We start from the raw sequence: 18,636 nt of genomic DNA on the forward strand, positions 1-18,636 counted from the left end.
CGGGCACCCGGTGCTCGCCGTTGACGAAGACGTAGCGCGTGTGCGGCACCTTCTGCGGGCGCATGCCGTGCATGGCGGTCGCATTGGGGATCTCGACGATCTTGTCGCACTTCATGACGTCGCAGCGTATGCGGGCCATGCGGCGGTTGGCCTTGTCCTGGATGAACACGTAGCGGCCGTCGTAGACGCCGTCCTTGTAGGAGAGGTGCGGATGGTGGGCGTCGCCGTTGACCCACACGCCGTGCCGGCTCTCGCCGTGCTCGTCGAGGTAGGCCCGGGTCTCCTCGGTGAGGCCGTCGCGGAGGACCTTCAGGCTCTCGTTGGTACGCCCCCAGCCGGTGGCCGAGCAGCGGTTGAACACCGGGATGCGCATGAGCTCGCGCATCGAGGGCACGCCGTAGAGACGGACCTCGCCGGTCTGGCCGCTGGAGTAGAAGCCGTAATACTCGTCCAGCTCGCCAGGGCCGACGTTGGCGGCGTCGGCGGCCTGTGCCGTACCCGGCTGCAGCGCCCAGCCGGCGCCGATGCCGGTCATCCCGGTCAGCCCCGCGAGTGAGGCGAGCCGGGTCGACCCGCCGAGAAAGGCCCGGCGGCTGAGCCCCTGTTTGTGATTCTGGTCGGTCATTGCCCGTTCTCCTGTGTCGATTGGTCGGATCCGGACCGGCGGGTCTCCCCCCAGCCCACGGAATGCACGGTCGCGGCGCCCGCGCCGGCGGCCGCCGGCTGCGCGCCCCCCTGCTCACGCCCGCGCCGGCCCAGGGCGCGGCGGCGCTCGCGCTTGAGCCGGCGGGTCACGTTGTGCGGGCAGCGGTGGTCGTCGAAGTAGAGTTCCTGGCAGTGCAGGCAGTAGATGCACTCGTTGACGTTGATGTGCCCCTCGGGGTGAATGGACTGCACGGGACACTCGCGGGCGCAGCGGTGGCACTGGCTGCCGCACTCCGGCCAGCGCTTGAGCCACTCGAAGGTCCGCAGCCGCGCCGGGATCGCGAGCCCAGCGCCGAGCGGGCAGATGTAGCGGCAGAAGAAGCGCTCGATGAACAGCCCCACCGAGAGCAGCGTCAGTGCGTAGACCACGTACGGCCAGTCGCGGACGAAGTTCAGGATGATCGCGGTCTTGAACGGCTCGACCTCGGCGAAGCGCTCCGCGAGGGCGAGGTCGTAGAGCGAGAGGCCGAACAGCAGCAGGAAGATCACGTACTTGATCGGCCACAGCCGCTCGTGCAGCGCGAACGGCACGCGGATCTGGCGCACGCCGAGCCACCGGGCGATGTGGTTGGTCAGCTCCTGGAGCGCGCCGAACGGACACAGCCAGCCGCAGAACGCCCCCCGGGCCCAGAAGATCATCGCCGCGGCGACGCTCGCCCAGAGGATGAACACCAGCGGGTCCATGAGGAAGTAGGTCCAGCTGAAGCCCGTGAGCACCGCGTTGGTGAGGGCAAACACGTTCACCACCGAGAGCTGGGCGTTCGACCACCAGCCGAGCCAGACCAGCACGAACGTCAGCACGCCGTAGCGCAGCCAGCGCCGCAACGCCGGCCGCCGCGATATCGTGCCCTGGAAGAAGAAGATGGCGGTGACCACCGCGAGCAGCGCGGCGAGGATGCCGATGCTGACCGGCTTGCCCTGCCAGACCCGCTTCCACAGGTCGCTGCCGCGCCCGGGGGCGGTCGCGGCCCCGGGCGCCGCGCCGCCGTTGCCGCTTCCGGCCGCCGGCGCCTTCGGCGCGGGGGTGAGGTAGCGCTCGGGGAGCTGGTAGTCCAGCTCGAAGCTCACGAAGACCTTGGACAGCGCGCCTGTCGCCCGCTGGACGAGCAGGCCCAGCTTCCAGGGCTGCACCGGATCGAAGTGTGCCTCTGCGGGCACGACGAACACGCCGATCTCCTCGAGCTCCGGTGCCCCCTCGGCCGCGAGCTCGCGCACCCGGGTGTACTGGTAGTCGTGGAAACGGGTGGTGCCGCCGGAGTGCACCATCTCGACACGGTCGAAGATGCCGCCGCGCACATAGCCCGACCCCTTGAACGAATAACGGCCCCGCCCGGCGATGAGGATCGCCTGCTGGCCCGGCTCCAGCCGGGCCTGAAGGTTGTCCCAGCCGTGCTCGCCGAGCAGCGAGCGCCCGATGGTGGGCACGCTCACCAGCGCCGTGTAGAGCTGCACGAAGGTGTCGTCCTGGGGGCCCTTCTCCGGGCGCCGCCGGGCCTTGGGATTGTCCAGCCCACGGAAGGCCTTGTTCACCTCGCGCACCGTGACCCGCATGGAAGCCACCGAGCCGTCCGCGGTCAGGGCACTCCAGTCCCGCACCTTCACGGGGGCCTCCGTGTCCACGGACCGTGCGCTGCCGCCCTCGTCCCCGCCGTCGGCCTCCAGGTCACCGAGGCCCAGGCGCCGGGCCACCTGGTTGGCGGCCCAGAGGGTGCTGTCCTCCATGACCATGGCGGTCACCGTGGCGCCGGAGACGATGTCCACCGCCTCCTCCATCTCCGTGCCGCGGGTCGCGTCGAAGCCGATGAACTGGTCCAGGAACGCCCGGATACGCTTCTCCGGGATGCCGATCAACACGATCGGCTCGTGGTGCTGCACCAGCCGCGCACCGCGGACGATGCCGTCATTGTCGACACCGACCAGGATGTCGATGGGCTTGCTGGAGTAGCCGATGGCCTGGGAGTAGTCGGTGTTGAGCAGCACGTAACCGACCTGCTCGCCGCCCCGGAACACCGGGGCTACCGGTGGGTCGGTCTGCACCGGACCGAAACGCTCCGCCCCCGGGAAGACCTGCCCCGGCTGCACCCGCTCAAGGAAGTGCCCCAGCGCGGAGGCCGAGGCACCGGCGACGCCGGGCAGCAGGCAAAGCAGAACGACGGCAAGGGACAGGCCCAGTAACCGGGTCGTTGCAGCGGGCAGGGACACGCGCATGGGAAAGTCACCTTCCGTCACCGGCTGTCACGGCTGTCGCCGTCAGCTCATTTCAATGTATATGCAATGCTACTTTTGTCATTCAATGATTCGCTTGACCGAGGTCAACATGTGGGCATGGTCACGTTAGGTCAGAATAGACAGGGCTTTCCGATCGTTGTCACGTGTTGGAGATACATCAATGAACAAGGACGAAATATACAAATTCGATGCCCTCCCGGCCGTTGACAGTGTGCCGGCACTGTTCGCCCTGGCCACGGCCATGGAACGGGAGGCCGCGTGTCGCTATGACGCACTGGCGGCACGCATGCACGCCGCCGGCAACGCCGCCCTCGCCCGGGTCTTCGCCGACCTCGCGGAGCAGGAACGCGAACACGAGCACGGCATCGCCGAGTGGGGCCGCCGGCAGGGCGTCGACACGGACTCGCTGCCGGGGTTTCGCTGGCAGTCGCCGGAGTCGCTGTCGGAGGACGCGGTTGCGGACGCCGGCGGCGAGGCACTGATGACGCCGCTACGGGCCCTGGAGCTCGCCGTGCACAACGAGGAACGGGCTTTCGCCTTCTACGTGCGCATCGCCTCCGAGGCGGAGGAGCCCGCCGTACGCGAGTACGCCGAGCGCATGGCCGACGAGGAGCTCGGCCACGTCGCCCTGCTGCGCCTCGAACGCCGGCGGGCGCGGCGACGCATCGGTCCCGGCACCCGCGCGTTCGCCGATACCGGAGCGCTCCGTGCGTACATGGACAGCGGCGAGACCACGCTACGCGGCCAGCTCGCCGCCGCCGTCGCCGCCTGCCGGAACCAGGGGCTGGAGGGCGCGGCGGCGCGTCTGGCCCGCCTGTACACGGATGCGGACGGGGAACCGTCGGCCTCCCCCGGCAGCGCAGGCACCCCGTTGAGCCATGTGGACGCGGCACTGCGGACGACGGAGGCGCTCTATGCGGCGCTGATGAGCACGGCGGAGGAGGCGAAGGACGAGGCCCTGGTGCGCGAGGCGCAGTCGCGGGCCGACGGGATCGTGCCCAGGATCGCGATCCTGGGCGACGTGCGCGCCGGGCTGGTGCGGGGGTGAGCCGGACGACGCGCGCCCGGCCCGCCCGGTGCCGGATCTACTTGCCGCCGGCGGGCAGAGAGGAGAAGTAGGCGGCGAGATCCTGGACATCCTGGTCCGACAGGCTGCCCACCATGGGGTACATCGTCGGGGCGTTGCCCCCGGTGCGCTGCTTCTCCCGGTAGGCGGTGATGGCGTTGACCAGGTACTGCTCCTTCTGGCCGGCGAGGTTCGGATACATCGGCGCGATCGACACGCCGTCCTGGCCGTGGCAGCCGGCGCAGACCGCCGCCTTGCTCTTGCCCGCGGCCGGATCCCCCTTGGCGCTGACGGCGGCGGCGAAGACGAGCATCCCCGTGAACACGATCGCTTTCTTCATCATCTGGACATCCCCCAGGGCAGTGGCGCCGGTGGCGCCTTTTAAATGAAGTACGTATTTTACTTCATTAAGGGCGCACGGCAAGGCCGCCCACTACCCCGGGGGAATTCGGGGTCAGTGGCCGGCCGCGCTGAGAACCAGGTTGACGATGACCACCAGGGCGACGACGAACACCGCAGTGAACACGGCGCCGGCGATGATGAAGGTGCCGGGCCGGCCACGGGTGAAGTCCCGCTGACGGGCCGCCTCGGACTGCACGCCGAACGCCGCCGCGGCGACGCTCTTCATCACCTGCCACGTGGACGGCGGACGCCCCTGGCCGGCGTCCGTGCTGTGCTCGCGCTCACCGTCGCTCATCACTGTCTCCCTCTCGGAATGAGTCGCCATTATAGCGGGCAAACGGGGCCGGGCTCACGACCCGTCACCGGCCCGGAAGGCGGACTCCGGCACCCGCGCCAGCACCGCGGCACCGACGGCGAAGAGCACGATCAGCGAGAGCATGGAGAAACGCACGCTACCGAACACCGTGCCGAACACACCGAACAGCGGCGGCCCCAGCACGGCCGCGAACTTGCCGAGCAGGTTGTAGAAACCGAAGAACTCACCGGCGCGCCCGGGCGGGATGAGCCGTGCATACAGCGAACGGCTCAGGGCCTGGACACCGCCCTGCACCAGCCCGACCAGCACGGCGATCACGTAGAACTCCCAGGCCGACTCGATGAACGCCCCCCACACGCAGATCGCCGCGTACACCAGCAGCCCCGCGTAGATGCCACGCCGCGGGCCCCAGCGCTCGCCCAGACGGCCGTAGAGGATCGCGGCCGGAAAGCCCACGAACTGCACCACCAGCAGCGCGACGATGAGGTCGTCGCGGCCGAAGCCGAGCGCCCGGCCGTAGGCCACCGCCATGCGGATCACGGTGTGCACCGCGTCGATATAGAGCCAGTAAGCCAGCAGGAAGACCAGCACCGGACGCACCGCGCTCAGGTGCCGTAACGTGCCGGCGAGCTCGCGCCAGCCCGCCTGCCACGCGCCGGCCTCGGGATGGCGGCGGCGCTCGGGCACCCGCCGTGCGAGCGGTAGCGCGAAAACGCCCCACCACACCGCGGTGGCCACGAACCCGGCCCGCGCGGCGGCGCCCGCGTCGGCGAAACCCAGCGCCGACGGATTGAGCGCGGCCAGCACGCAGCCGAGGTACAGCAGCCCGCCACCAAGATAGCCGAGCCCGTAACCGAGACCGGAGACGGCGTCCCACCGGGACGGCGGCGCGACGTTCACCAGCAGCGCATCGTAGAAGACATTCGCGCCCATGAACCCCACCGAGGCACACACATACAGCGCCGCGGCGGACATCCAGGCGCCGCCGGGCACCCAGGCCAGCGCGGCGGTGGCGAGCATGCCGGGGACCGCGAAGGTGAACAGCAGCCGCTTGCGTGCACCCAGGCGGTCCGCCATGGCACCGAGCAGCGGCGCCACGGCGATGAGCATCAGGCTCGCCACGGCACTCGCCCCACCCAGGCGCAGATTGCTCGCCGCCGGGCCCACGTCGGTGCTCCAGTAGTCCTGGAACAGCAGGGGGAAAAAGCCGGCGATAACGACGGTGGCAAAGGCCGAATTGGCCCAGTCGTAGAGGGCCCAGGCGGTGACCGCGCGGCGGTTCACGCGTCCTCTCCGGCCAGGACGAGACGCAGCACCAGGGCGTCCTCCCGGCCGGTCTCGGCGGGGTAGTAATCGCGGCGCCGGCCGACCTGGCGGAAGCCCTCACTGAGGTAGAGTCGCAGCGCCGCCGTGTTGGTCGGCCGCACCTCGAGGAAGATCGCCTCGACCCCGGTACGCCGGGCCTTGCGGATCCCGTAGTGGAGCAGCCGGCGGGCGAAGCCCTCGCCACGACGCTCCGGATCGACGGCCAGGTTGAGCACGTGGGCCTCGCCGGCGGCGGCGGTGACCAGGAGATAGCCCACGATCTCGCCGCGATCCAGGTGCACGCTGCAGTCGTAGCGCATGCGCAGGCAGTCGCGGAAGATGCCGGGCGTCCACGGGTAGTCGTAGGCGAGCTGCTCGATGCGTACCACCTCGGGGATGTCCGACTCCTCCATGGGCCGGATTACCGAAAGCAGTGCCGAGCGCCCGGCACTCACGACCCCGGCTCCCGCAACCGCCCATGGACCTGCTTGAGGTCCGCCCAGGCCTTGCGCTTCTCCACCGGCCGGCGCAGGAGATAGGCCGGATGGTAGGTCACCAGCAGGGCCGTGCGGCGCGGACCGTACTCGTGCCACCGGCCGCGCAGGCGCCCCAGCGGGCGGTCCGAATCGAGCAGGTACTGCGCCGAGACCCGGCCGACGGCGAGCATGATCGACGGTGCGATCAGCTCGATCTGCCGGCGCAGGTAGCCCTCGCAGGCCGCGATCTCCTCAGGGCGCGGGTCGCGGTTGTTCGGCGGCCGGGACTTGAGGATGTTGGTGATGTAGACCTGCTCGCGGGCAAGGCCGATGGCCCGCAGCATCTCGTCGAGCAGCCGGCCGGCCCGGCCGACGAAGGGCTCGCCGAGGCGGTCCTCGTCCGCTCCCGGGGCCTCGCCGACGATCATCAGCGAGGCGTCGTGGCTGCCCACCCCGAACACGGCCTGGGTACGCGTCTGATAGAGGGGGCAGGCCGTGCACTGGTCCACCTCGCGGCGCAGCGCCGTCCACTCCGCCTCGTGCTCCGCCTCCGCGGCACCGCCCCCGCCCGCCGGTGCCGGTTCGGCAACGGTCTCCCGCGTCGCGGCGCCACCGTCCGCGGCAGGCGGCTCGGAAGCGCCGGCAGCGGGTATGCCCGTCTCCACCGGGGATTCGGCCATCGGCGACGGAGATTCCGGCATCACCGGGGAGGCGGACTCAGCGCCCCCGCCGGGACACGCCTCCCCGGGGTCGGACGCCGCGCCGCTGCCGCCGCGACGGACCCAGAGCGGGATACCCATGCGCTCGAGATAGACACGCTGGCGGTCACCGGCCCCCATACGTCACCGGGTCCCCGAGCAATTCGTCGAGCGTTCTCGTCTGGTCATGCCTGCCCCCCTGGCCGTTGCCGCGCCCGCCCGGGCGCCACCGCGTCACTGCGGCGGGTGGTGATGGTGGTGACGCGCACGCATGCGCCGCCGTCGCAGGATCACCGTGAGCACCGGGCCCGACCCCATGTAGCCCAGAGCGACGATGAACAGGAACGTCGGCGGGTGCACCGACGACAGCGCGACCCCCAGCACCAGGAGCACGATCACGATGAACGGCACCCGGTAGCGGAAGTCGATCTCCTTGAAACTGTAGTAACGGATATTGCTGACCATGAGGATGCCGGCGGCGACGATCACCGCCAGCGCCGGGATCCCCGCACCCCAGCCGCCGAACTCCAGGCGGTTGCCGGCCCAGACCATGCCCGCGACCGTGGCCGCGGCGGCCGGGCTGGGCAACCCCTGGAAGAAGCGCTTGTCCGCCACACCGACCTGGGTATTGAAGCGCGCCAGGCGTAGACCCGCGCAGGCGGCGTAGACGAACGCCCCGAGCCAGCCGAGCTTGCCCCAGGTGTCACCGAGCTGGGCGAGGTCGCGCAGCGCCCACTGATACATGACCAGCGCCGGCGCCACACCGAAGGAGACCATGTCGGCGATGCTGTCGTACTGCACGCCGAAGTCGCTCTGGGTATTGGTCAGCCGGGCCACCCGCCCGTCCATGCCGTCCATGACCATGGCCACGAAGATGGCCACGGCGGCGGTCTGGTAGGCACCGTTGTTGGCCGCCACCACGGCGTAGAAGCCGAAGAACAGGGCGACGGTGGTCAGCAGGTTGGGCAGAAGGTAGATACCGCGACGTCGCGGGCGGGGGTTGTGCTCGTTCATGGCCCTCTCGGCTGGGCGGATTCGCACCTGCCCAGACTACCGGGCAGGCGCGTGGCTTGCCAGCGCGGAGCGCCGGCAACGCCCGGGCGCTGGCCCGCCTGTGTAACCGCTTCCCGGACCGTGCCGGGAAGCGTGTGTCGCCGGCAGGTCCGTCACACGCGTGCCGGCGCGTGAACGCCCGCCGTCCGCCGGACCGCCGTGGAGCGGCCCGGCGGGGACCAGGGCGGGCTAGTTGCGCTCCCGGTCGACCAGCTGCTTGGCACGGATCCAGGGCATCATCTCGCGCAGGCGGCCGCCCACCTCCTCGATGGGGTGCTCGGCGGCCTTGCGGCGCATCGCCTTGAGACGCGGCGCATTGGCCTGGTTCTCCAGCACGAACTCCTTGGCGAACTCGCCGTTCTGGATCTCCTCGAGAATCTCGCGCATCGCGTAGCGGGACTCCTCGTTGATCACCCGCGGACCGCGGGTGAAGTCGCCGTACTCGGCGGTATTGGAGATGGAGTAGCGCATGTTCGCGATGCCGCCCTCGTAGAGGAGGTCGACGATCAGCTTGGTCTCGTGCAGGCACTCGAAGTAGGCCATCTCCGGGGAGTAGCCCGCCTCGACCAGGGTCTCGAAGCCGGCCATGATGAGCTCGGTCATGCCACCGCAGAGCACCACCTGCTCGCCGAAGAGATCGGTCTCGGTCTCCTCGCGGAAGGAGGTCTCGATCACGCCGGAACGACCCGCACCGTTCGCCACCGAATAGGACAGCGCGACGTCGCGGGCGCGGCCGCTGGCGTCCTGGTGGATGGCGATCAGCGACGGCACGCCGCCGCCCTCGGTGTAGGTCGAGCGCACGAGGTGGCCGGGGCCCTTCGGCGCGATCATGATCACGTCGAGGTCCTTGCGCGGCTCGATCTGGCCGTAGTGGATGTTGAACCCGTGGGCGAAGGCGATCGCCGCGCCCTCCTTGAGGTTGGGCTCGATGCGCTCGCGGTAGATGGCGCCCTGGTGCTCGTCCGGGGTAAGGATCATCACCAGGTCCGCGCTGGCGGAGGCATCCTCGATGCTCGCCGTCTCCAGGCCCGCCTGCTCGGCCTTGCGCGCCGACGCCGAGCCCTGGCGCAGGCCGACCACCACCGGCACGCCGGACTCCTTGAGGTTGTTGGCATGGGCATGGCCCTGGGAGCCGTAGCCGATGATGGCCACCTTCATGCCCTGGATGATGGAGAGATCCGCATCCTTATCGTAGAAAACCTTCATGATGTCACCGCTTGTTTGATTGACGACCGCCGACACGGCGTCGGGCCGGCCGGGGCAGGTCGGTTCGGGGCACGGGATGGCGGCGGATCAGATACGCATCTGACGGTCGCCGCGTGCGATGCCGATCACGCCGGAGCGTACGACCTCGACGGGCGTTTTGCGCCCGATGACCTCGAGGAAGGCGTCCAGTTTGCTGCTGGTGCCCGTGAGCTCGATGGTGTAGGTCTTCTCGGTGACGTCGAGGACACGCCCGCGGAAGATATCCGTGAGGCGCTTGAACTCCTCGCGCGCATCGTTGGTGGCGGCCTGGACCTTGACGAGCATCATCTCCCGTTCGATGTGCTCGGCCTCGGTGATGTCCAGGACCTTGACCACGTCCAGCAGCTTGTTGAGCTGCTTGATGATCTGCTCGATGATCTGGTCATCGCCGATGGTTACCAGCGTCATGCGCGAGAGCGTGGCATCATCGGTGGGCGCGACGGTAAGCGATTCGATGTTGTAGCCTCGCGCGGTGAACAGTCCGGCAATGCGCCCCAGCGCCCCGAATTCGTTCACCACGAGAATGGATATGATATGCCGCATGATGCCTACCAGAAAGAATACGCCAGGGGGTCGGCGCATGGCTCCGGCCCCACGGTCTCACGCATGGGAAACCCGGAAAACCTACTCGGCACCGGATATGGCGTCAAGCGTGGAACCGCGCGCCCTCACTGACGGTTGAGCACGGCGGCACCAGCCGGATAATGGCGGTAATTGAATACGAAAGGAGAATCGGCATGCGCTGGACCGCAATCCTGCTCGCCCTCGCGCTGGGCGTCCCGGCCGCCGCATCGGCAGCCGTCTACAAGTGGACCGACGCCGACGGGGAGGTCCACTACGGCAGCCAGCCACCCCAGGGCAGAGACGCCCGCGAGGTCCGCGTGCCCGGTGCCGGCAAGGGGAAGGGGCAGCCCGGCGATACCGCAAAGGAGGGATCCGCCGCCCCGTCGCAGACCGCCGGTGACGACGCCGACAGGAAGCCGGAGCGCGGCACCCCGGACCCGGACTGGATGCGACAGCAATGCCAGGCCGCCCGGGACAACCTGGAGGCGTTCACCAACGCCACGCCCAACCAGCGCTTTCGCCGCCCGGACGGCGAGGTAGTACGCTACAGCGCCGAAGAGATCGAATCCCAGCGCAAGGAGGCGCAGGCGTTCATCGACAAGAACTGCAGCGACATCCCGGCCAAGGGCAACGACGCGGCGCGCTGACCGCGCACCGGCCCACACCCGAGAACGAACAACGCCCCGGAGGCACCAGCCAGTCATGCGAGCCAGCCGTTTTCCCCTGTTCACCGCCAAGGAAACCCCCGCGGACGCCGAGATCGTCAGCCACCAGCTGATGCTGCGCGCGGGGATGATCAGCCGCCTCGGCGCCGGCCTCTACACCTGGCAGCCGCTGGGCCTGCGGGTGCTCAAGCGCGTCGAGCAGGTGGTCCGCGAGGAGATGGACGGCATCGGGGGCATGGAGCTGCTCATGCCCGCGATCCAGCCCGCGGAGCTCTGGCAGGAGTCCGGGCGATGGGACCAGTACGGTCCGGAGCTGCTGCGCATCACCGACCGTCACGAGCGCGAATTCTGCTTCGGCCCCACCCACGAGGAGGTCATCACCGACCTGCTCCGCCGGGAGCTGCGCAGCTACCGCCAGCTGCCGCTGACCTACTACCAGGTCCAGACCAAGTTCCGCGACGAGATCCGTCCGCGTTTCGGCGTCATGCGCTCGCGGGAGTTCATCATGAAGGACGCGTACTCCTTCCATATGACCCCCGGATCGCTGGAGGAGACCTACCAGGACATGCGCGGCGCCTACACCCGCATCTTCGAACGCCTGGGACTGGACTTCCGCCCCGTCTCCGCGGACTCCGGGGCCATCGGCGGCAGTGTCTCCGAGGAGTTCCACGTCCTCGCGGACTCCGGTGAGGACGAGATCGCCGCCTGCGAGCGCTGCACCTACGCCGCCAACACCGAGCTCGCCGCGAGCCGCCCGGCGATGCCGGAGAGCCTGCCCCCCGCCGCGGCGGAGGAGCAGGCGACGCCCGGCATCGAGACCGTGGCCGAGCAGGCGGAGATGCTGGGCATCGGCGCCGAGCGGGTGGTCAAGAGCGTGGTCGTGATGGCCGACGGCGTCCCCGCGGTGCTGTTCGTCGCCGGCGACGACGAGCTCAACATGGTCAAGGCCGCCCACGCGCTGGACGCCGAGGAGGTCCGACTCGCCGAGCCCGGGGAGGCCTTCGAGGCCACCGGCGTGCCCCGCGGCTTCATCGGCCCCGTCGACCTGCCCGCCGGCCTGCGCACCCTGGTGGACCACCGCGCCGCGGCGAGCACCAACTTCTCCTCCGGCGCAAACCGCGCCGACTGGCACTGGATCAACCTGAACTGGGGCCGGGACACCCCGGCACCGGAGACCGCGGACCTGCGCACCGTGCGTGCCGGCGAGGGCTGCCCGCGCTGCGACGGCGCCCTGGAGATCAAGCGCGGCATCGAGGTCGGTCACATCTTCCAGCTCGGTACCAAGTACAGCGAGGCCATGGAGGCCACGGTGCTGGACGAGAACGGCGAGAACACACCCATGCACATGGGCTGCTACGGCATCGGCGTCTCCCGTGTGGTGGCCGCCGCCATCGAGCAGAACCACGACGCGCGCGGCATCATCTGGCCGGAACCGATGGCGCCGTTCCGCGTGGGCATCGTCTCCATCAACGCGCACAAGTCGGCACGCGTGGCCGAGACCGCCGAGCGGCTCTACAACGAACTCCGCGCGGCGGGCATCGACTGCCTCTGGGACGACCGCGAGGCGCGTCCCGGCGTGAAGTTCGCGGACATGGAGCTGATCGGCATCCCCCACCGGCTGGTCATTGGCGACCGCGGCCTCGACGAGGGCACGGTGGAATACCGCCACCGCCGCGCCGCGGACAGCGAGGCGCTGGCGCTGGACGGCGTCGTCGACGAGCTGCGCCGACGCTGCGCCTGAGGGACCGCCGATGGGGGTGCGGCGGCGACTGGGGCTGATCGTCGTGCTGGCCCTCGGCCTGGTGGCCGGGGGCGCGCACGCCACCGATGCCGCCGATTCCGGCCAGCGCCCGGACCCCGCCCTGCGCCAGGCCCTGGAGCGGGCACTGGAGGGCAGTGACAGCTTCGCGAACCGCTTCGACGCCGAGGTGTGGCTGATGGACATGTCCACCCGGCTGCGCCGGCGCATCCCCGACCCCGACAGGCGCCTGCGGCTGCTCAAGCTGGTGCACTACGAGGCCCGCCGGGCAGACCTGGAGCCGGAATGGGTGCTCGCGCTGATCGACGTCGAGAGCGATTTCCGCCGCTTCGCCATCTCCAGCGCCGGGGCCCGCGGCTACATGCAGATCATGCCGTTCTGGCTCGACGAACTCGACCGCCCGGACGGCAACCTCTTCCGACCGGCGCTCAACCTGCGCATGGGCTGCACCATCCTCCGCCACTACCTGAACATCGAGAACGGCAACCTCACCCGCGCACTGGCCCGCTACAACGGCAGCCTGGGTCAGACGTGGTACCCGGAGCGTGTATTCCGCGCCCTGCGCCGGCGCTGGCACCCCCAGTAGCTGGCCCGTGCCAGGACGCCCGGTCCGTGCGCAGGGGGCAACGGCCCGGTGACATCGTCCTGCGCGTCCAGCACCGGGTAATCGATACCGTGCCGGCGGCGGTGCCCCGCGACATCCTGCCCCCGCGGGGTCACCGCGTGCGCCTCGGCCACCCCCACCGCATCGCTGGTGCGCAGGATCGCCGAGAGGTTATGGGGCTTGCCGCCCCCGGCTGGTCCGGCTGGCGCGCCCGTCCAGTGTCGCGCGCATACGCGCGAGCCGCTGTGCTGTCATACACGCTCCGCGATAACATTGGCGGACCGCCCGTCAGCCACGAGGTAACCATGCCGCATCCCCCCTTTCGCGAGGTCCTCATCGCCGGCTGCGGACGTATCGGCCGGCAGCTCGGCCTCGCACTGGCCGGCGACGGGAGCCGCGTGCTCGGCCTGCGCCGCCGGCCCGACGCCCTGCCGGCGGAGATCGAGCCCGTTGCCGCCGACCTCACCGACCCCGACGGCCTCGCCGCTGCACTGCGGGGCCGGCGGCCGGAGGCGGTGTTCTACATCGCCACGCCCCCCGCCTATACCGACGAGGGCTACCGCGAGGCCTACGTGCTCGGCCAGCGCAACCTGATCGAGGCACTGCAGATCAACGGCGCCTCGCCGGCGTGGCAGTGCTTCGTCTCCAGCACCGGCGTGTACGGCCAGGACGACGGCGGCTGGGTGGACGAGGACAGCCCCACCGAGCCGCAACGCTTCTCCGGACGACGTCTGCTGGATGCCGAGGCGGTGGCCCTCGGCGCGCCCTGGCCGGCGACGGTGGTGCGCTTCGCGGGGATCTACGGGCCAGGTCGCGGCCGGCTTCTGCGGCGGGTGCGCGAGGGGGCCGCCTGCCGGGACGAGCCGCCGCGCTGGACCAACCGCATCCACGAGGCCGACTGCGTGGGCTTCCTCGCCCACCTCGCCCGCCTCGCCGGACCGGAGCGGCGGTATATCGGGGTCGACGACGAGCCCGCGACCCAGTGCACCGTGATGGACTGGCTGGCGCAGCGGATGGGCTGCCCGCCGCCGCCCCGCGAGGCCCGTGACGGCGCCGGCATGGGCCGGCGCTGCCGCAACCGCCGCCTCCACGACAGCGGCTACCGCCTGCGCTACCCCGGCTTCCGGGACGGCTATGCAGCGATGCTGGAGTCCGGCGGGACGGAGTGACCGGCCCCCAACGCGCGGACGTGCTACGGCACCACGTCCGCGATCAGCGCGGCCAGGCGGTTCTGCGCCCCCAGGTAGCGCTCCAGGCTCACGCGCACGCCGGGATGGCGCTCACGCGCGGCCTCGATGATGGCGGGGATGTCCTCGGCCACGTGCCGGCCCGCCGAGAGGAAGTACGGCAGGCAGACGATCTCGTCGCAGCCCACCTCAATCTCCCGCTCAATGGCGGCGGCGATGTCCGGCTCGGCGAGCTCCAGGAACGCGCAGCCGACACGGTCGTAGCGACCGTCCATCCTCGCGGCCACGGCGGTGGCCAGGCCGCGGACCTCGTCGTTGGAGGCCTCGCGGCGGCTGCCGTGGGCGAGGATGAGCAGCGAACGCAGGCCGTCCACCCCGCTCACTTGCGCGGCAGGGTCTCGAGGCCGGCGTCGAGCGTCGAGAAGTACGTCGCCAGGTCCGCCATGTCCTCCCTGGACAGCGAGCCGACCTGCCCGGCCATGACCGGGTTCTGCCGCTTGCCGCTCTTGTAGGCCTGGAGCGCGTGGAACAGGTAGTCCGCGTGCTGGCCGGCGATCTTCGGGAACGCCGGATTATTGAGGTCCGGCGCATGGCACGACATGCACACCTGGGCCTTGGGCTTGCCGTCCTTTGCGCTACCCGGCGGTATCGCCCCGGCCTGGGTGGTCATGGCGAGCAGCGCCGTGGCGGCGAGTCCGATAAGCAGTCTGTTCATCATCCCCTCCCCGTCACTTGTCCGCGCCGACCTGGGCAAAGTACGCCGCGATATCCTGCATGTCCTGCTCGCTCAGGCTCGAGGCCTGTGCCTGCATGGTGACGTGCTCGCGCTGGCCGCTCTTGTAGGCCTTCAGCGCGGATACGATGTACTGCGCATGCTGGCCGCCGAGCTTCGGCACGTGATAGGCGGGATAGGCGTTACGGTAGCCGTCGACACCGTGACAGCCCAGGCAGGTGGCTGATTTCTCCGCCCCGGCGGCGGGATCGCCGGCAGCGTGCGCCGCGCCCGCCATTGCCAGCATCACGCCGGCCGCGAGTAGAAGCTTCGTCTTCATCTTTCCCCTCTCGAGACAGTTCCAGCCGGCAGTGGCAGGCCGCTGCCGGCCGGCGAATCGGTGGTCAGTTCGCCGGCGGCTTATGTTTCCACGTCTTGGAATCCGCGTAAAGCGAGCGCCGCGTGGGGCCCCTCACAGCGTGTCGAAGCCCTCGTCGATGCGTGACGGCGGCGTCACGGGCTCGAGCGCAGACACCCGCGCATGCTGTGGTCCGTCGCGCAGCCACTGCGCCAGCGCGTCGAGCGCCGCCGCCTCGCCACGGGCCGCGACCTCCACACTGCCGTCCGGCAGGTTGCGGGCGTAGCCGTCGAGCCCGAGGCGCAGCGCCTCCTGCCGGGCCGACGCCCGGAAGAACACGCCCTGGACACGGCCGTATACCCGCCAGGCCCGGTTCTCCATCATTGCCTCCCGTCGATTTCATCTGTTTCCGCCGGTCCGGACACAGGCCGTTGCCTTCGTAACGATCCCTAGCCAGACTGCGTGCCATTGTAGCGAAGCAGACACCGCAGGAGGATCGGGCATGAGCACCAGCCCCGTGCGCATCTACCACAACCCCCGCTGCAGCAAATCCCGCGAGACCCTCGCGCTGCTGCGCGAGCGCGGCGTGGAGCCGGAGGTCGTCGAGTACCTCAAGACACCGCCGTCCCCCGCCGAACTGGGCACCCTGCTGGACCAGCTCGGCCTCGAGCCGCGGGCGCTCATGCGAAAGCGCGAGCGCGAGTACCGGGAACTGGGACTGGACGACGGGCAGCTCGACCGCGATGCACTGATCCGGGCCATGAACGAGCATCCCCGGCTGATCGAGCGCCCCATCGTGGTGGCCAACGGCCGCGCGGCACTCGGGCGCCCGCCGGAGAACGCGCTCTCGGTCCTCGACTGAGCCCGCCGACGGGTACCCCGCGCCAACGATGCTGCGATACTGCGCCGGGCCGCGACAACGCCCGGCCGCCCACACCGGAGAAGGTCCGAGCAAGCCATGGCCGACGTCCTCATCCTCTACTACAGCCGCTTCGGCGCCACCGCCGCGATGGCGGAACAGATCGCCCACGGCGTGGAGTCGGTTGCCGGTGCCAGTGCGCGCGTGCGCACGGTGCCCCCGGTCTCCACCGTCTGTGAGGCGGTGGCGGACGACATCCCGGCCAGCGGGCCGCCCTATGTCGAGCGCGATGAGCTCGCCGCCTGCGACGCCCTCGCACTGGGCAGCCCCACGCGCTTCGGCAACATGGCGGCGCCGCTGAAGTACCTCCTCGACGGGACCTCCGACCTGTGGCTGGGCGGCACCCTCGCCGGCCGGCCCGCAGCGGTATTCACCTCCACCGCGTCCATGCACGGCGGCCAGGAAACCACCCTGACCAGCATGATGCTGCCGCTGCTGCACCACGGCATGTACCTGGTGGGGCTGCCCTATACCGAATCCGCCCTGCGCGAGACCACCACCGGCGGCACCCCCTACGGGGCGAGCCACTATGCCGGCCCGGACAGTGACCGCCCCCTCGACGACGACGAGGCACGGCTGTGCCGGGCACTCGGCGCCCGCCTCGCGGACGCCGCGGTCACCCTGGAGCGGGGGCGCGCATGAGCCGCGGCGACGCGCTCTACCGCGGCGTACTCGTCGCCTGGACCGCCCAGTTCGCACTGCTGATGAGCTGGTACCTGTGGCTCTCGCCGCCGCCCCCGGCGCTGCGCGCCCCGCTGCTGATCGTGATCGTCGCACCGTGGCTGCTGCCCCTGCGCGGGCTGCTGCGCCGCCGGCGCTATACCCTGGCGTGGAGCAGTCTGCTGGTGCTCGCCTACTTCATCCACGCCACTCTGGCGGCCAGCGCGCCGCCCCCGCAGCGCTGGCTCGGCATCGCCGAGCTGGTCACCAGCCTGGGCTACTTCGCACTGGTCATGGCCTACATGCGCACCACCCGCGCGGCGGTCCGCCATCAGTGACGGCACCGATGCAGCACCCCGGCGGGACACGGTATCCAGTGGCTGACGCCCCCGCGCACGCACCGCAGCCGCGTTCCGCCTATGCGACTTCGCCGTCGGCCGCAGAATGTTGCGCCGTCAGCAGCACATCATCGGCGCCGGCGTAGATGCGGCGCGAGCGCAGGTAGCCGGCGCCGAGCCAGGACGGCTCGCGGGCGTCGACGGGCATGCCGGGGGGTATTCGCCCGGTGCGCTCGTAGTAGGCGGCGTAGCCCTGCTCCTCGTCGCTGAGCGAGATGCCGAGGCGCCGGGCATTGAGGGCAAAGCGCTCGTCGCCGTCGAGCAGCTGCTTGTACCGCACCAGGTCCTTGAGGTGGCCGATCACCTCTGTGCGATCGTCGGCGAGAAAGCCGGCGATGGCGTCGTGGACGTAGTGATCCATGAGCGTGGCCACCGCGGCCGGCGGGCGGGCGAGCGTGTCGAAGAAGCCGTCGATGCGCCGCCAGTCCCCGTCCAGCGACGGGTCGAGGCCGTTGGGGAAGCGGTCGAGGATCAGCACGGGCAGGGGCGTGGCCAGGCAGGCGAGGCTGCTGAAATCGGGCATCGTCATGAGCGTTTGCAGGAACGTGGTGCGGCCGCGCTCGGCCGGCGGCTGCTGCGGGGCGGCGTCCGGAGTGGTGAAGCAGCGCCGGTGTAAGCCGCGCCATCGCCGGAAGCTCGCCAGCTCCTCGCCGAAGGCGGCCCAGGCGCTCGCGAGGCGGTTGCGGGAGAGCGTCGAGGCACGCTGATAGCTCGTGAGCGCGGCGATGCCGCCGTGGCGGTGCAGGTGCACCCGCCACTCGATGGCCCGGCGCCAGTGCTCGCGCACGATCGCCGCCGTGCCGCCGCTGCGGGTCTCGAAGACGTCCAGGTAGGCGTTGAAGTCGGCGATGGTGCGGGGGGTGATCTTGTAGCCGTCCTGCACGTCGGGCTCGGCGTGCTCGAGCTTCAGCGGCACGCCGGCGAGCCGCGCCTGGCGGTACATCTCCGCCAGGGGCAGGCGCGAGAGCATATCGGCGCCCAGCTCCTCGGTGCCCTTGCCCTGGTCCCCCGGGCGGTAGCCGCCCCCGATGTCGGAGTGCACGCCGGGGTAGACGAGCTCCTTGCCGTTGGCGGGCAGCTCATCGCCCACGTGGATGGAATCCAGCGGGAAGGAACGCCGGTTCTCGTGGGCGGCGACCAGGTGCAGGCAGCGCCCGGCCTCGCGCGGCACGCGCAGCGCGCGCTGGGCGTCGGCCCAGCCGCCGTGGCCGTCGGCGATCACGCTCAGGTTCGCCAGCCCCACCGAGGCCACCGTGTCGAACAGCCCGAGGAAGTCGTGGCTGAGCGGGAAGCCGGCCAGCGTCATCGGCTCCGG

22 protein-coding genes and 1 pseudogene are annotated in these 18,636 nt (G+C 70.4%); 8 read left to right on the forward strand and 15 right to left on the reverse strand.

Annotated elements, in window-relative coordinates; translation table 11 throughout:
• Together G7A99_RS06490 and G7A99_RS06495 are read right to left on the reverse strand one after the other, a co-directional pair.
• Positions 1 to 625 (reverse strand): annotated as a pseudogene (locus G7A99_RS06490) (TAT-dependent nitrous-oxide reductase); the annotation flags it as partial.
• A complete protein-coding gene (locus tag G7A99_RS06495) occupies positions 622 to 2,913 on the reverse strand; it encodes a NosR/NirI family protein (protein ID WP_163139255.1) in 2,292 nt (763 codons plus the stop codon). The pseudogene G7A99_RS06490 and the gene G7A99_RS06495, both read right to left, overlap by 4 nt.
• A 181-nt stretch (positions 2,914 to 3,094) precedes the next feature.
• Between G7A99_RS06495 and G7A99_RS06500 the strand changes: the two genes are divergently transcribed.
• Positions 3,095 to 3,982 carry a ferritin family protein gene (locus G7A99_RS06500; protein WP_163139256.1) on the forward strand — a complete coding sequence of 296 codons (888 nt, stop codon included), beginning with the start codon at positions 3,095 to 3,097 and terminating at the stop codon, positions 3,980 to 3,982.
• 37 nt (positions 3,983 to 4,019) lie between these two features.
• Here the strand turns inward: G7A99_RS06500 and G7A99_RS06505 are convergent, their stop codons facing one another.
• The 8 genes from G7A99_RS06505 to ilvN all read right to left on the reverse strand — a co-directional run bounded on the left by G7A99_RS06505 (position 4,020) and on the right by ilvN (position 10,038).
• A complete protein-coding gene (locus G7A99_RS06505; protein ID WP_018719022.1) occupies positions 4,020 to 4,343 on the reverse strand; it encodes a cytochrome c in 324 nt (107 codons plus the stop codon).
• A gap of 111 nt (positions 4,344 to 4,454) precedes the next feature.
• Positions 4,455 to 4,697 carry a DUF2970 domain-containing protein gene (locus G7A99_RS06510; RefSeq protein ID WP_018719021.1) on the reverse strand — a complete coding sequence of 81 codons (243 nt, stop codon included), beginning with the start codon at positions 4,695 to 4,697 and terminating at the stop codon, positions 4,455 to 4,457.
• A gap of 54 nt (positions 4,698 to 4,751) precedes the next feature.
• The gene (locus G7A99_RS06515) at positions 4,752 to 6,002 is read right to left on the reverse strand and encodes an MFS transporter (RefSeq protein ID WP_163139257.1); all 1,251 of its coding nucleotides are present in this window, start codon (positions 6,000 to 6,002) and stop codon (positions 4,752 to 4,754) included.
• Positions 5,999 to 6,478: a ribosomal protein S18-alanine N-acetyltransferase gene (gene rimI, locus G7A99_RS06520; protein WP_018719019.1), complete on the reverse strand. Its 480-nt coding sequence runs from the start codon at positions 6,476 to 6,478 to the stop codon at positions 5,999 to 6,001. The genes G7A99_RS06515 and rimI overlap by 4 nt, the downstream gene beginning before the upstream one ends.
• A complete protein-coding gene (locus tag G7A99_RS06525; protein WP_163139258.1) occupies positions 6,475 to 7,338 on the reverse strand; it encodes a uracil-DNA glycosylase in 864 nt (287 codons plus the stop codon). The genes rimI and G7A99_RS06525 overlap by 4 nt, the downstream gene beginning before the upstream one ends.
• Before the next feature lie 93 nt (positions 7,339 to 7,431).
• Positions 7,432 to 8,211 (reverse strand): CDP-diacylglycerol--serine O-phosphatidyltransferase, encoded by a 780-nt coding sequence (pssA, locus tag G7A99_RS06530; protein ID WP_018719017.1) that lies wholly within the window; start codon positions 8,209 to 8,211, stop codon positions 7,432 to 7,434.
• Positions 8,212 to 8,439: 228 nt separating this feature from the next.
• Positions 8,440 to 9,456 carry a ketol-acid reductoisomerase gene (gene ilvC / locus G7A99_RS06535; RefSeq protein ID WP_018719016.1) on the reverse strand — a complete coding sequence of 339 codons (1,017 nt, stop codon included), beginning with the start codon at positions 9,454 to 9,456 and terminating at the stop codon, positions 8,440 to 8,442.
• Positions 9,457 to 9,543: 87 nt separating this feature from the next.
• Entirely contained in the window at positions 9,544 to 10,038 is a 495-nt protein-coding gene (gene ilvN / locus G7A99_RS06540) for an acetolactate synthase small subunit (protein WP_026321194.1), read from the reverse strand.
• A gap of 194 nt (positions 10,039 to 10,232) precedes the next feature.
• Here ilvN and G7A99_RS06545 point away from each other — a divergent pair, with 194 nt between their 5' ends.
• From G7A99_RS06545 to G7A99_RS06565, 4 genes are all read left to right on the forward strand, one after another.
• On the forward strand, positions 10,233 to 10,706 hold the full coding sequence (locus G7A99_RS06545; RefSeq protein ID WP_018719014.1) for a DUF4124 domain-containing protein: 474 nt from the start codon (positions 10,233 to 10,235) through the stop codon (positions 10,704 to 10,706).
• A 55-nt stretch (positions 10,707 to 10,761) separates the two neighbouring features.
• Positions 10,762 to 12,465 carry a proline--tRNA ligase gene (locus G7A99_RS06550; RefSeq protein ID WP_018719013.1) on the forward strand — a complete coding sequence of 568 codons (1,704 nt, stop codon included), beginning with the start codon at positions 10,762 to 10,764 and terminating at the stop codon, positions 12,463 to 12,465.
• Between the two features lie 10 nt (positions 12,466 to 12,475).
• Positions 12,476 to 13,069 (forward strand): lytic transglycosylase domain-containing protein, encoded by a 594-nt coding sequence (locus tag G7A99_RS06555; protein ID WP_163139259.1) that lies wholly within the window; start codon positions 12,476 to 12,478, stop codon positions 13,067 to 13,069.
• 323 nt (positions 13,070 to 13,392) lie between these two features.
• Entirely contained in the window at positions 13,393 to 14,256 is an 864-nt protein-coding gene (locus G7A99_RS06565) for an SDR family oxidoreductase (protein ID WP_163139260.1), read from the forward strand.
• A gap of 23 nt (positions 14,257 to 14,279) precedes the next feature.
• Here G7A99_RS06565 and G7A99_RS06570 read toward each other — a convergent pair whose 3' ends face one another.
• The 4 genes from G7A99_RS06570 to G7A99_RS06585 all read right to left on the reverse strand — a co-directional run bounded on the left by G7A99_RS06570 (position 14,280) and on the right by G7A99_RS06585 (position 15,728).
• Positions 14,280 to 14,657 (reverse strand): sirohydrochlorin chelatase, encoded by a 378-nt coding sequence (locus tag G7A99_RS06570; RefSeq protein WP_240466141.1) that lies wholly within the window; start codon positions 14,655 to 14,657, stop codon positions 14,280 to 14,282.
• Positions 14,654 to 14,992 carry a cytochrome c gene (locus G7A99_RS06575; RefSeq protein ID WP_040409585.1) on the reverse strand — a complete coding sequence of 113 codons (339 nt, stop codon included), beginning with the start codon at positions 14,990 to 14,992 and terminating at the stop codon, positions 14,654 to 14,656. The genes G7A99_RS06570 and G7A99_RS06575 overlap by 4 nt, the downstream gene beginning before the upstream one ends.
• A gap of 10 nt (positions 14,993 to 15,002) precedes the next feature.
• Positions 15,003 to 15,326 (reverse strand): cytochrome c, encoded by a 324-nt coding sequence (locus G7A99_RS06580; RefSeq protein ID WP_018719008.1) that lies wholly within the window; start codon positions 15,324 to 15,326, stop codon positions 15,003 to 15,005.
• A gap of 132 nt (positions 15,327 to 15,458) precedes the next feature.
• Complete coding sequence (locus tag G7A99_RS06585; protein WP_018719007.1) at positions 15,459 to 15,728, reverse strand: acylphosphatase; 270 nt, start codon at positions 15,726 to 15,728, stop codon at positions 15,459 to 15,461.
• A 118-nt stretch (positions 15,729 to 15,846) separates the two neighbouring features.
• Here G7A99_RS06585 and arsC point away from each other — a divergent pair, with 118 nt between their 5' ends.
• From arsC to G7A99_RS06600, 3 genes are all read left to right on the forward strand, one after another.
• Positions 15,847 to 16,206 carry an arsenate reductase (glutaredoxin) gene (gene arsC / locus G7A99_RS06590; RefSeq protein ID WP_018719006.1) on the forward strand — a complete coding sequence of 120 codons (360 nt, stop codon included), beginning with the start codon at positions 15,847 to 15,849 and terminating at the stop codon, positions 16,204 to 16,206.
• Between the two features lie 96 nt (positions 16,207 to 16,302).
• Positions 16,303 to 16,905 carry an NAD(P)H:quinone oxidoreductase gene (gene wrbA / locus G7A99_RS06595; protein ID WP_163139261.1) on the forward strand — a complete coding sequence of 201 codons (603 nt, stop codon included), beginning with the start codon at positions 16,303 to 16,305 and terminating at the stop codon, positions 16,903 to 16,905.
• Entirely contained in the window at positions 16,902 to 17,261 is a 360-nt protein-coding gene (locus tag G7A99_RS06600) for a DUF2069 domain-containing protein (RefSeq protein ID WP_018719004.1), read from the forward strand. Before wrbA ends, G7A99_RS06600 begins: the two co-directional genes overlap by 4 nt.
• A gap of 79 nt (positions 17,262 to 17,340) precedes the next feature.
• Here the strand turns inward: G7A99_RS06600 and G7A99_RS24840 are convergent.
• Positions 17,341 to 18,636: DUF2235 domain-containing protein (locus G7A99_RS24840; protein WP_205599755.1), on the reverse strand; the 1,296-nt coding region annotated here is incomplete at its 5' end.

This window comes from Arhodomonas sp. KWT (genome assembly GCF_010993615.1).